The organism is Neorhizobium puerariae (assembly GCF_042429745.1).
GTDB classification, from domain to species: domain Bacteria; phylum Pseudomonadota; class Alphaproteobacteria; order Rhizobiales; family Rhizobiaceae; genus Neorhizobium; species Neorhizobium puerariae.
This window is the reverse complement of record NZ_JBHMAA010000003.1, coordinates 197,668-209,841: the sequence shown is the minus strand read 5'-3', so window position 1 is coordinate 209,841 and position 12,174 is coordinate 197,668. Positions and strand designations below refer to the sequence as shown.

Below are 12,174 nucleotides of genomic sequence, written 5' to 3'. Positions count from 1 at the left end.
TTGAGATCTGCAAAACCCCAATAAGGTAAGCCGAAAGGCTGGAAGTGTGACTGTCCCTCGATCATCATCTGCATCTCAGTGATCCGTTCTCTCAGCGGGCGCGGCCTCTTTCATGCCATCTCCTTCATTTAGGGATGTCGTATTCCCGGCATTGGTGCCGGTTGTGAAGGTGCTGGAAGATCAAACCTTCAAGGCTGCGGCATTGTCAGCCGCATAGGTCTTCAACGATCATGGAGCGTTGCCGGTCAGTGTCTCGACGTCACTTGTGACAGCAACCGTCCATCCTTGCCGAACCGGATGGAAGATCGGGGCAAGGAAGCCTGCATAGTCAGACGCAATGCCCGCCTCTGTTAAGAGGCCGATAAAAGCGTCATCGCCTATTGCGTTATAGGCGATCGGTTTGCCGACAATCTCGGATAAGACGCCAGCGGCTCGTGTGTATGACATTGCTTCCGGTCCCGTCAGGTGCCTGTCGCACCCAATACAAGAACCTTATCGTTCATTCTCATCTCCTGGGTTTCTCTTGGAAACTATCTATCGATCGGATAGATACACGGTAATTCGGATTGCGAAAGAGAGCACTTTTTTCTCACATGGTTTCCTTCAAGAAACCGTCCCGTGAAAGGCAACCCATGAGCGCGATGCAACACGCCTATAATGTCTATGAAGACCGCTGCCCAACACGGATGGTACTAGATCGTCTCGCCGACAAATGGGCGGTGCTCATTCTCGACCGGCTGCAAGACGGGCCGGTGCGCTTCAATCACATCCGGCGCGATATCAAGGGCATATCGCAAAAGGTGCTTTCGCAGACGTTGAGGAGGCTGGAGCGCGACGGACTTGTCTCACGCAGCATCTTTCCCACGGTCCCCGTAACGGTCGAGTACGCTCTGACGCCGTTGGGGTCTACTTTGACCGATACGATATCAGCACTCTCCCATTGGGCGGAGAAAAATATGGATGCTGTCCTGGCTGCGCAGCATGCCTACGATCAAACGCGGGATGCCGGATAGACATGTCGGCAAGGGCGGCTTTCCTTTCCGGCCGGCTGCGCCTGCGTTGTGAGCCTCGCCGACGAACTCGGCGCCACCTTTAGCTAGGGCGGCGTATTCGCCCGATACGCTGCCCCCCGCGCCGGATAAGGTCATCCGTGCGGAGAACCTATCCTTTGGTATGGGCTCGTCCCATCCCTGGCTTGATCGATCCCAACCCGTTCCATTCCGTAGTGTGAGACGCATTGTTGACGGATTTGGGCCTGCCCTGCGCTTATCGGAATCTTAAATGACGGATATTCAGCCCCGATCGAAATGGAGGTCGCGGACAACGGCCGGGACATGAGCCCGGATACACCGCGGAACGCCGATGACGCTGGAGCAAAGCCCATGGGTACTGCCATTCCCGTGGCAGGCGATCGCATGCGGGGGAGAGATACACCTCGCCAGTCGATCCAAATTGATGCTTGTCAGCCATAACGCAGACAATTATAGTCCGAGTTATGGCGCATATGACGGCAGGTGTCGAATACGGGTTGCATTGTCTTCTGTGGCTGGCGAGCTCGCCCGGAGCGCCGCTGAGCAGTCGCGACCTTGCTGATTTTCAGGGAATTTCCCCGAGTTTTCTGGCGAAGATATTTCCGAAGCTGGAGAAGGCGGGGATCGTGTCCGCATCCGAGGGGATCAAAGGGGGATATCTGCTCGCAAGGCAGCCCGGAGATATCACCGTTCTGGAGGTCGTGGACGCGATCGAAGGCAGGAAGCCCTTGTTCGACTGCCAGGAGATTCGCGGCCGCTGCGCCGTGTACCGGGAGCGGCCGCCGTCATGGGCGACGAAAGGCGTATGCGCGATCCACGCGGTGATGCTGCGCGCGGAGAAGGCGATGCGGGATTCGCTTGCGAGCCAAACGCTGGCCGATATCGCCGGCGCCTTGGAACGCAAGGCGCCGCCGGAATTCTCCGACGACGTCCGCAGATGGCTTGCGGATCGGGCGAGGAGCCGGACCCGCAAGCCTGCAGCGGAAGATGCGGCATTGTCCTGACAGACAGACGGGGCGGGGCATCGATTGCGGCTGGTCATTGCCGCCGGGTGGAGCTGGCGATGCGAACGTTCCGACGACAGATGGGGATGTTGAGTGATGAAGGATATATGCATCTTTGCCGGCAACGGTGCTTTTCACTCGTCGGCATATATTTGGTCGCAGTGTGGCAGGACAGGCGGGCCTTGCATCGCCGTATCCGCAATCTGCCGTCTCGGGAGATGACCCCCATGGGCGCCTCAACTGTCGTTGCGGATAGTCCGCTGGTTCTCGTCGTCGACGATGACGAAGATGTTCGTAACTCGCTTCAGGAACTCATGGAGTCCGTCGGCCTCGATGTCGCCTGTTTTCCGTCGCCCCGCGAATTGCTGAACGCCGGCCTTCCCGACCGGCCGGGATGCCTGGTGCTGGACGTGCGCATGCCGGGCGCGAGCGGCCTCGATCTGCAGCATCAGCTCTCGACGCGCGGGGTCACGAAACCCATCGTCTTCCTCACGGGATACGGCGATATTCCCATGACCGTGCAGGCCATGAAGGCCGGGGCCGTCGATTTTCTGACGAAACCCGTGCGGGACCAGACGCTGCTGGACGCCGTGATTGCCGGTATCCAGCGGGATGTGGAGCAAAGGGCGCAGGCGGAAAGCATCCACCAGCATGCCACACGGTTTGCGACGCTGACGCCACGCGAACGCCAGGTCCTTCGCGAGGTGGCGCGCGGCCGCCTCAACAAGCAGATCGCTTTCGAACTCGGGATCAGCGAGATCACCGTAAAACTCCATCGCAGCAATGTGATGCGCAAGATGCGGACCATTTCCGTCGGCGAACTCATCCGCGCCTGGGATTCGCTGCCTTCCAGCCTGCGCGAAAAGCCGCAAGTCTGATCCTGCGGCATCGCTGACGACCGGCGGCCGCTCCGTTCGGCGTGTCCGGTGATATCTCGCTCTTCGGAAACCTCCGGCCTTGGCGCATGGCGCCCGGGCGATGCAGCCCGTCGTCCTTGCCGCCGGACGGCCGAAAAGAGGCACGCCTGTTTCCCAGCCCGACGCCGCCGATCATCGGCGAGGTGTGAAATCGTCGCTCGCAGCAGGGTGTGACGGCGGTGATTTCAGGCAGGGCGTCTAATCACCCGATCTACCGTACCTGTACTCTGGGACTAGATGGCCGATGCCTGTGTTCGATAGGCCGACGGCTCGCCCTGACGCATTCTCCCGACCGGCCGAAAGGTCGCAACAGGAGACATCGGATGCGCGATATCATCAAAACTCTGGCGCTCGCCGCGGCGGTCAGCACGGCAGCGACCGCACTCGGACAGGCCGCGGAACCGCAGGCCAAGCCGACGATCGTGCTTGTGCATGGTGCATTTGCCGAATCATCGAGCTGGAACGGCGTGATCGGTGCGCTCGCCAAGGACGGCTATACGGCGATTGCCGCCGCCAATCCGCTGCGCAGCGTTGCCGGCGATGCGGCGGCGGTCGCAAGTCTCCTCCGCTCGATCTCGGGGTCGGTCGTGCTGGTCGGCCATTCCTATGGCGGACCGGTCATCACGGAAGCCGCCAACGGAAATTCCAATGTGAAGGCGCTGGTTTATGTCGCCGCCTTCGCTCCGGAGACCGGCGAATCCAGCCAGAGTCTTTCGGGAAAATTTCCCGGCAGCACTCTGGCGGACGCGCTGACGACGACCACGCTGCCGGGCGGCGGCCAGGACCTCTACATCCGGCCGGACCGATTCCACGATCAATTCGCCGCAGATGTGCCCGAGGACGAGGCGCAGCTGCTGGCGGCCACCCAGCGCCCCGTTGCGCAGGCCGCATTGGCCGAACCGTCCGGCGTCGCCTCGTGGAAGACGCTACCTTCCTCCGCGATCTATGGCTCGGAGGATCGCAACATTCCTCCGGCGGTGATGAACTTCATGGCGAAGCGTTCGCATGCGGTGAAGACCGTCGTCATCGAGGGCGCGTCCCATGCCCTGGCGGTCTCGCATCCCAGGGAAATCGCCGCGCTGATCGAGGAAGCCGCCTCGGCGAAATAATGCCTTCGGGCAAACCACGACCCCGACATCAAACTTGAAACCAGGAGATCGGACATGAAAATCGTCGTCATCGGAGGCACGGGCCTCATTGGTTCGAAGACAGTCGAGCGGCTTCGCAAGAAGGGGCACGAAGTGCTCGCCGCCTCGCCGAATTCCGGTGTGAACACCGTCACCGGAGAAGGCCTTGCCGAAGCACTGGCCGGTGCCCAGGTCGTGATCGACCTGGCAAACTCACCGTCCTTCGAAGAAAAAGCCGCAATGGATTTCTTTGAGGCCGCCGGCCGCAATCTTTTCGCGGTGGAAAAGGTCGCCGGCATTGGCCATCACGTCGCTCTGTCGGTCGTCGGCACGGACCGAATGCAGGCGATGGGTTATTTCCGCGCCAAGCTGCGTCAGGAAGATCACATCCGGAATTCCGGAATCCCCTACACGATCGTCCATGCAACGCAGTTCTTCGAGTTCTCCGCCTCCATCGCCCAATCGGCCACCGAGGGTACGACCGTCCGGCTGCCGACGGGCGCTTTCCAGCCGATCGCGGCAGACAATGTCGCCGATGCCATGGCCGACGCGGCCCTGGCCGCACCGGTCAACGGCATGATCGAGATCGCCGGTCCGGAGCGCGCACCGATGAACGAATTCATCGCGCGCTACCTCAAGGCCACCAACGATCCGCGCACGGTCGTCGCCGATCCGCACGCTCGTTATTTCGAGGTCGAGATCGACGACCGGACACTGGTTCCGGATGAGGGCGCCCGCCTCGGTGCGATCCGCTTCGAAGACTGGCTGCAGTCTCCCGCCGCCCAGAAGAAATAAGCGGCTCCCTCGCGAACTCCTCCCGGCTTCGCCGGTCCGTCGGGCCGGCATGCCTCAGCTCAACAAGGAAATGAAAAATGATCAGGACATTTCTCTGCGCGACGGCCCTCGTATTCGCCTCCGTGGCTGTGGTCATGGCCCATGACGGCGACGACGAAAAGGTGACGCTGGTCTACGATCAACCGCTGCCGAACGTGCCGGGCAAGAGCATGAAGGGCGTTCTCGTCGAATATGCGCCCGGCGGCACTTCGCCCGCCCATACGCACCCCAAGTCCGCATTCATTTACGCGACGGTTCTGGAAGGGGCGATCGCCAGCCAGGTCAATGGCGGGCCGGTGACCGTCTACCATGCCGGCGAGAGCTTTTCCGAATTTCCCGGCGATCATCACGGCGTCAGCGAAAACGCAAGCAAGACGGAGCGCGCCCGCCTGCTTGCGGTGTTCGTGGTCGATACGAACGAAACCAACCTGACGACTTACGAAAAGTAAGCTCGATCCGGGGAGGGCGGCTCCGGCCTGACGTCGACGACGGGATGGTGTCGCTGGCGGCGCCATCCCGGTCCCGATCACAACCAATACCGAAATGCCCGGTTGCGCCAGCAAATGCCATCAGGAGGGATTCATGCGCATCGAGAAACTCTATCCCATGACATCGGCACGCCTGATGGTGATCGATGTCGCCGCCACGCTGCAGGCTGCCGCCTTGACGCTCTCCAATCCGGGAATCGGACTTGCCGTGGTCAGCAAGGAAAACGGCAAGGCGGCGGGTGTCTTGAGCAAATCCGATCTCATTCGCCATCTGGCGGATCACGAGCCGACGGCAAGCATCGAGGCGCTGATGAGCCGCAACATCATTTCCTGCAGCCCGGCGGACGAATTGCAGGCTGCATGGCGGGTCATGGTGGAAAACCGCATCCAGAACATGCCGGTCCTCGGTGCGGATGCAAAACCGCTCGGTGTTCTCGATATTCGCGACGCCCTGAAAGTGCTCTTCGAGCAGGAGCAGCTGCAGGAACACATGCTGGCGAACTATATCGCCGGCATTGGTTACTGACCGGCGGACATCGATACGGGACATCACCATGCTGCAGGCTTATCTGGGTGAAATCGCCACCACTCCGCTGACATGGCTGATCATTCTCGGTCTGACCGGCATGGCCGTCTGGAAGCGCATCGGCCCGATGCGATCCAATCTGCGGCTTGTCGTGCAGATCGCCTTCTTCACGGCCATGACCTTCGTCCTCGTTCTTGGGGATATTCCGCTCGGTCAATCGGATGGCCTGCGGATCGACGACGCGCAGGCCGTTTTCGTCGTCTTCGCCCAGTTGTTGTGGTGGCTCCATCTTTCATGGGCCGTCATCGGCTTCGTGCGGATCTACCTGGTTCTGGAAGGCCGGCCGCGCGAGGCCCGCCTCCTGCAGGACATCGTCGTCGGCGTCGTCTATATGTGCGTCACGCTTTTTGCCCTGGCTTTCGTCTTCGGCGCGCCGGTCGGAACGCTGATCGCGACCTCCGGCGTTATCGCCATTGCGCTCGGTCTTGCTCTTCAGAACACACTCGGCGACGTCTTTTCCGGTATCGCCCTCAATCTCGGGCATACCTATGCAATGGGCGACTGGATACTCCTTGAGGACGGTACGGAAGGGCGTGTTATCGCGAGCACCTGGCGCTCGACGCAGATCCTGACAAGCGCCAACAATATCGTGGTCCTGCCCAACAGCGTCCTTGCCAAGCTGAAGCTGACCAATGTCAGCCGGCCCGACGAAACGCATCTTCTCAAGATGACGGTGCGGGTCGTGCCGACGCACGCTCCCTCGGTCGTCGAGGAGGCCATGCTGACGGTTCTGGCCGGCTGCAACTCGATCATGAGGGAACCGCCGCCCCTGGTCTTGCTGAGCGCCCTGGATGCCACCGCACTGGAAATGCATCTGTTTTTCCGGGTGAGCAATCCGATGCTGAGAACGAGGGCTCAAAACGAGGTCATCGACCGTTTCTATCGCCATTGCAGATCCACCGGATTGCAGCTTGCGATGCCGCCCTCGGCGATCGCCATCGTGAACGGAATACCGCTGGAGGACGCCACCCGACCGTCTGAAGCGACGCTGCGGGAGGTCATCGATGAAAATCCGATCTTCTCCGTTCTGACCCGATCCGAAAAAGAGGAATTGGCCCAATCGGGCATGGAACGCGAATATCGCAAGGGCGAAGTCATCGTCTCCCAGGGGCAGGCGCTGCCCTCGATGATGATCATCCGCACCGGTATCGTATCGATGCAGCACGACGAGCAGGAAAAGAGGCGCCTTTCGCCGGGGGATTTCTTTGGCGAAACCGGGCTTCTCGCAGGAATAGGCGAAGCCTACACGCTGCAGGCGCTGACGCGGGTCACCGCGTACGAGATCGACCAGCAGAGCTTTGCGCGCCTGATCGCCGACCGCCCGGCGATAGCCGAGGAGGTCGCGGCAATGCTGTCCACATACTCCGGTGACATCAGCCAGCTACCGCTCGTCGCGGCAAAACACGAGCGGAACGCCTCCGCTTTCCTGAAGTCGATCCGGACGATCTTCAGCACCTGAATACCGGTCATTCTGCCCATGCCGGCTCGATCCCGCAGCCGGCATCGAGCGCAGAAGAAGCAACCCGGAAAAGCTTCGCCAATCCCTTTTCGCCGGCGATTCCGTGGGGGGAGTGGACGAAATCACATCATAAATCTTCGCCCTATCCTTCGGAACAGGTATTTTTGTCGCAAGCTCCCATATACCGTTCTCGCCAGATGGGCTGTGGTGCGGTCCCGATTTAAGGCACCATGGCGATCTCAAATGCGATGGGATCGGGTTGAGGCATGTCGAGGTCCGCCGGAACGTCAGGGGTAGGTAGTGATGGATCGGCAGGGTCCCCGGATATCGATGCCGTGCAGGCGGCGAAGGTCGTCGAGCGGATCACCGGCAATGCCTGGGCAACCGATGCCGACGGCAATTTTATCTATGTGACGCCGGCAGCACTCGCTTTTTTCGGCACCAGCCTGGAAAGCCTCAATTCACAGCTTGACGAGAACACGCTCGGCTGGAGGCGGGTCATCCACCCGGAAGATTATGATGCCGCCGCTGCCGCCTGGCGCCGGTGCATGCAGACGGGCGGGCACTACAACGTCGAACACCGGATGCTGCGTGCGACCGGCAGTTATGGCTGGGCGCGCAGCACCGGGCAGCCGATACGCGACGGGGCGGGCACGATCACCGGATGGTACGGCACGGTCATCGACATGGCCCTTCCGCCCCAGATGGGCGAATACCGCGCCGAAGACATCGATGATCCGCTCGCCGATCGACCCGCCCGAGACGTGCTTCAGTCGATGGACGCGGTCCATCCGCATGACCGACCGACCGTCGAGCAGGCAGCGGCGCGAGCCTTCTTTCATGGTATTCCCCAGGTCAGCAGTTACCGTCAGCTTCAGGCGGATGGAAGCTACCGGTGGGTCGAGTTCCGGGTGGAGCCGGGCTACGGTATCAGCGTCCATGTCGATCCGGCCGTGGCGCGGCAGGACGAGCCGTGGACGATGGCGAGCTCTTTCGGCGAGACGGGTGATGCGGTTCAAGCTGCTCTCGCGATCGAGAAACTCTATGGCGGCGCCTGGGCCATCGATGCCACCGGACAATTTACCTACGCAACCCCGACGGCGCAGACCTCGATCGCGATGACGCTCGAGGATCTCAACGTTCTGCTGGATGGCAAGCCCTTCCTTGAAGGCGGGAGGCAGGGCTGGCAGCGCGGCACGCATCCCGACGATAGCGAAAGGGCGGGAGAAACGTTGCGCCGCGCGCTCAAGACGGGCGAGCACTGGAACTTCGAATACAGGGTCCTGCGCGCCAACGGCGCCTATGTCTGGCACCGGGCAGCGGCCCGCCCGACGCGGGACGAGCAAGGACGTATCATCGGATGGTATGGAACGGCATTGGATATCGACGTGTATAAGAGAACCGAAGCGGCGCTCCGCGAACGCGAACGGCAGCTACAGCAGCTTATCGATACCGTGCCGGCGCTGATCTGGAGCACGATGGCGGACGGAACCCCGGCCTATGTCAACAAGCCATTCACGGAAGTGACGGGCGCCACGATCGAAGACATCACCGCGCCGGATGGGTCGGCGTCACTCGGTGTCGTTCACCCGGAAGACAGGGTGGCGGCGCGGGAGGCTTTCCTGCATTCGGTCACGACAGGTGTCCCTTACATTCAGCGCTACCGCCAGCATCGGGCCGGAGGCAGCTATCGCTGGACCGAAACGCGGGCGGAGCCGTTGCGGGACGAGGTGGGCACGATCGTCCAGTGGTACGGCGTGAGTTCCGACATCCATGACCTCATAACCACCCAGGAAGCGCTACGCGAGAGCGAACGGCACCTGCAGCAGCTTGTCGAGACGCTGCCCGCCCTGATCTATTGCTCCTTGCCGGATGGCAAGCCGATATATCGCAGCCAACGGCTCCGCCAATACCTCGGCCTCAATCTTGAGGACACGGACGGTCTCGGAAAATCCCGATTGGATGGCACGCTCGACACCGTGATCCATCCCGATGACCTGGCCGTCGTGAAGGAACGGTATGCCCATTCGCTGGCCACCGGCGAGCCTTATGCGCTGAGACATCGGCTGCGACGCTTCGACGGCGTATACCGTTGGGTGGAGACCCGTGCTTCGGCCATGCGCAATGGCGATGGCGAGATCGTTCAGTGGAACGGCATCTGCCTGGATATCGAGGATCAGGTGCATGCCCAGGACGAACTGAGCCGTGCCCAGGAGAACCTCGCCCGCGCCAACCAGGCGGCCAGCCTTGCCGAACTGTCGGCCTCCATCGCGCATGAGGTGAACCAGCCGCTTTCGGCGGTGATGAATTATTCCAGCGCCTGCCAGCGCTGGCTGACGGCAGAGCCGCCGAATATCGAACGTGCCCAGAAGACGTTGGAACGCATCGTCCACAGCGCCAATTCCGCCGCCGAGGTGGTCAGTCGCATCCGCGCTCTGTTCAGGCAGTCGACGGACAAGCGGGACAGCGTCGAGCTTGGCGCCGCCGTCAGGGAGGCGCGCGATCTGCTCGCGGAGGAGGCGGGGCGGCAGCGTATCCGGATGGATATCGAAGGCGAGAGCGGTCTCCGCCTCGTCCCGTTCGACCGGGTCCAGATCCAGCAGGTGCTGGTCAACCTGATGCGCAACGGCATGGACGCCATGGCCTCCGCTCCGAACGACAGGGTTCTTCATATCCGTGCCTTCCGAGCTGGCGACATGGTCCGGATCGAGGTCAGGGACAAGGGGCGGGGCGTGCAGTTTCCCGACAAGATTTTCGAGCCCTTCTTCACAACGAAGGATCAGGGAATGGGGATGGGTCTCGCCATCTCCCGTTCGATCGTCGAATCGCATGGCGGCCAGCTATGGGCAGAAAAGAATGAACCGTGCGGCGCGACATTCGTTTTCACCCTGCCGCTCGACGTGCCGAAGATGCCGTGACCCGGTGGCGGCCGGGCCAGAGGGAGGACGATATGAACAAGCCTGTTGTAGCGATCGTCGACGACGACCCGAGAGTGCTTGCTTCATTGGTGGAGCTCCTGGAATCGGCGGGTTACGGGACCCGCAGCTTCCTCTCGGGCGAGGCGCTGCTCGCCCTTGGGCTTGAGGGGGTGGACGTGTTGATCACCGATATCGGCATGCCCGGCGCCAATGGATTCGAGCTCCGTGAGCTTGTCCGGCAAACGAACCCGGAGCTACCCGTATTTCTTGTTACCGGGCGGCATGAGATCGCCGATCAGGATCGGGCTCGAGGCATTGGCGGCTTCCTGCGAAAACCATTTGACGGTCATGCCCTGCTTGCGGCCGTCCGCGATGCGCTGAGCGACCGGCAGGACTGACCCGGCCACACTTTGCCATAGTTCTTTCCGGGCCCGGCATCACACCGGCATCGCGGCCGTTATGTCGTGGAAGCGGACTGCGTGGAGGATTGACGCACGCGTCTGCCTGGATCGCCCGCCTGAGGAGGCAGGGCCTGGTCTCGCAACCATGCTTAAGGGACCACCTGTTTCGATTGACGGCGGTCACGGCTCATTCAGGGCCTATCCTCAAAACATGAGCCTCCCCTTCCTCATACCAGTCCAGCCATAACTCGGTCCTTGTCCTCGTAAACGAACGGGACAGTCCACCCTGTTCTCTGGTGTAGCCTTCCCTCTCCCTTGACCCAATCGACCGCCAAAATGCGCCCAAATACACTCTGCCGCATGGTCCGTGCCCGGCACGTTCCAATCCCCGCAGAACAGGAGCGCAGCATGACACAGGCAGATGCAAATCCCCGCACGATGGGTCAGCAGGAGACAAACATGAGCTTGGATAACACCTTACGCCCCGGTAGATCGGCAACCGAGGAATTGGTTCCGTCGCGCTATGCAGTGCAGGTCGGCGAAATCGAAGTGCTGGTGGTCAGCGATGGAGTGCTGCCGCTGCCGACCAAGATGTTGGGGCACAATGTCGACGCAGCAGAACGCGCCGTCTGGTTGGACAATATGTTCCTGCCGGTGGACGCTTTCGATTGGGCACTGAATGCCGTCGTGGTGCGCAGCGGCGCGCAGACCATCCTGATCGACGCAGGGCTGGGACTGGATCCCGAATTGAACCTGCCGCGGGCAGGGCAGCTGGTCAAGCGGCTGGAGAGCGCCGGAATCGATCTCGAATCGGTGACCGACGTCGTGTTGACCCACATGCATATGGATCACGTTGGCGGGCTGCTCGTCGACGGCGTTAAAGAACGGCTGCGCCCGGATCTGCGGATTCACGTCGCTTCCGCCGAAGTCAAATTCTGGGAGGCGCCCGATTTCACGCATGTAAACATGCCTCCGGGCTTCCCGGACGCTCTTCGCGCTGCCGCCAAACGGTTTGCCAAGGAATACCATAACCAGCTGCGGCTATTTGACGAGGAATATGAGGTCGCTCCAGGCGTCGTCGTCTCCCGCACCGGCGGCCATACCCCTGGGCACAGCGTGGTCCGCGTGGCGTCCGGCAACGACCGGCTTATGTTTGCCGGCGACGCCGTGTTCGCGGTCGGTTTCGAACACCCCGACTGGTTCAACGGCTTCGAACACGATCCTGAGGAGGCTGCCCGCGTTCGAGTCCGGCTTTTGAAGGAACTGGCGGCGACCGGCGAGCTACTGGTAGCCACCCACATGCCGTTTCCTTCGGTCGGGCATGTTGCCGTTGATGGCGACGCTTTCCGTTGGGTGCCGGTTTTCTGGGATTACTGACGGCAAATAGCCGAAGTGCCGATGAGGCACCG

The 12,174-nt window shown here is 61.5% G+C and carries 11 protein-coding genes; all 11 read left to right on the top strand.

Annotated features, from left to right (window positions below; all coding sequences use genetic code 11):
* Positions 1–641: 641 nt before the first annotated feature.
* Positions 642–1,013 (top strand): winged helix-turn-helix transcriptional regulator, encoded by a 372-nt coding sequence (locus ACFFP0_RS02135; protein ID WP_377255448.1) that lies wholly within the window; start codon positions 642–644, stop codon positions 1,011–1,013.
* 482 nt (positions 1,014–1,495) lie between these two features.
* Positions 1,496–2,035 carry an RrF2 family transcriptional regulator gene (locus ACFFP0_RS02130; protein WP_512699788.1) on the top strand — a complete coding sequence of 180 codons (540 nt, stop codon included), beginning with the start codon at positions 1,496–1,498 and terminating at the stop codon, positions 2,033–2,035.
* Positions 2,036–2,262: 227 nt separating this feature from the next.
* Positions 2,263–2,913, top strand: coding sequence for a response regulator transcription factor (locus ACFFP0_RS02125; RefSeq protein ID WP_377255426.1), 651 nt, complete (start codon positions 2,263–2,265; stop codon positions 2,911–2,913).
* Between the two features lie 362 nt (positions 2,914–3,275).
* Positions 3,276–4,061: an alpha/beta fold hydrolase gene (locus tag ACFFP0_RS02120; RefSeq protein ID WP_377255423.1), complete on the top strand. Its 786-nt coding sequence runs from the start codon at positions 3,276–3,278 to the stop codon at positions 4,059–4,061.
* A gap of 54 nt (positions 4,062–4,115) precedes the next feature.
* A complete protein-coding gene (locus ACFFP0_RS02115) occupies positions 4,116–4,874 on the top strand; it encodes an SDR family oxidoreductase (RefSeq protein ID WP_377255420.1) in 759 nt (252 codons plus the stop codon).
* Positions 4,875–4,951: 77 nt separating this feature from the next.
* Positions 4,952–5,362, top strand: coding sequence for a cupin domain-containing protein (locus ACFFP0_RS02110; RefSeq protein ID WP_377255416.1), 411 nt, complete (start codon positions 4,952–4,954; stop codon positions 5,360–5,362).
* Positions 5,363–5,495: 133 nt separating this feature from the next.
* Entirely contained in the window at positions 5,496–5,927 is a 432-nt protein-coding gene (locus ACFFP0_RS02105) for a CBS domain-containing protein (protein ID WP_377255413.1), read from the top strand.
* 28 nt (positions 5,928–5,955) lie between these two features.
* Complete coding sequence (locus ACFFP0_RS02100; protein WP_377255410.1) at positions 5,956–7,446, top strand: mechanosensitive ion channel family protein; 1,491 nt, start codon at positions 5,956–5,958, stop codon at positions 7,444–7,446.
* A gap of 266 nt (positions 7,447–7,712) precedes the next feature.
* The gene (locus ACFFP0_RS02095; protein WP_446692703.1) at positions 7,713–10,364 is read left to right on the top strand and encodes a PAS domain-containing protein; all 2,652 of its coding nucleotides are present in this window, start codon (positions 7,713–7,715) and stop codon (positions 10,362–10,364) included.
* Between the two features lie 32 nt (positions 10,365–10,396).
* Complete coding sequence (locus tag ACFFP0_RS02090) at positions 10,397–10,762, top strand: response regulator (protein ID WP_377255404.1); 366 nt, start codon at positions 10,397–10,399, stop codon at positions 10,760–10,762.
* A 411-nt stretch (positions 10,763–11,173) separates the two neighbouring features.
* Positions 11,174–12,142, top strand: coding sequence for an MBL fold metallo-hydrolase (locus ACFFP0_RS02085; protein ID WP_377255401.1), 969 nt, complete (start codon positions 11,174–11,176; stop codon positions 12,140–12,142).
* The last annotated feature ends 32 nt before the right edge of the window (positions 12,143–12,174 follow it).

Excerpts from the sequence above, each read along its gene's own strand:
- ACFFP0_RS02110 (WP_377255416.1), top strand. The coding sequence starts at position 4,952 with ATGATCAGGACATTTCTCTGCGCGACGGCCCTCGTATTCGCCTCCGTG.
- ACFFP0_RS02135 (WP_377255448.1), top strand. The coding sequence starts at position 642 with ATGCAACACGCCTATAATGTCTATGAAGACCGCTGCCCAACACGGATG.
- ACFFP0_RS02090 (WP_377255404.1), top strand. The coding sequence starts at position 10,397 with ATGAACAAGCCTGTTGTAGCGATCGTCGACGACGACCCGAGAGTGCTT.
- ACFFP0_RS02130 (WP_512699788.1), top strand. The coding sequence starts at position 1,496 with ATGGCGCATATGACGGCAGGTGTCGAATACGGGTTGCATTGTCTTCTG.
- ACFFP0_RS02125 (WP_377255426.1), top strand. The coding sequence starts at position 2,263 with ATGGGCGCCTCAACTGTCGTTGCGGATAGTCCGCTGGTTCTCGTCGTC.
- ACFFP0_RS02105 (WP_377255413.1), top strand. The coding sequence starts at position 5,496 with ATGCGCATCGAGAAACTCTATCCCATGACATCGGCACGCCTGATGGTG.
- ACFFP0_RS02085 (WP_377255401.1), top strand. The coding sequence starts at position 11,174 with ATGACACAGGCAGATGCAAATCCCCGCACGATGGGTCAGCAGGAGACA.
- ACFFP0_RS02115 (WP_377255420.1), top strand. The coding sequence starts at position 4,116 with ATGAAAATCGTCGTCATCGGAGGCACGGGCCTCATTGGTTCGAAGACA.
- ACFFP0_RS02095 (WP_446692703.1), top strand. The coding sequence starts at position 7,713 with ATGTCGAGGTCCGCCGGAACGTCAGGGGTAGGTAGTGATGGATCGGCA.
- ACFFP0_RS02100 (WP_377255410.1), top strand. The coding sequence starts at position 5,956 with ATGCTGCAGGCTTATCTGGGTGAAATCGCCACCACTCCGCTGACATGG.
- ACFFP0_RS02120 (WP_377255423.1), top strand. The coding sequence starts at position 3,276 with ATGCGCGATATCATCAAAACTCTGGCGCTCGCCGCGGCGGTCAGCACG.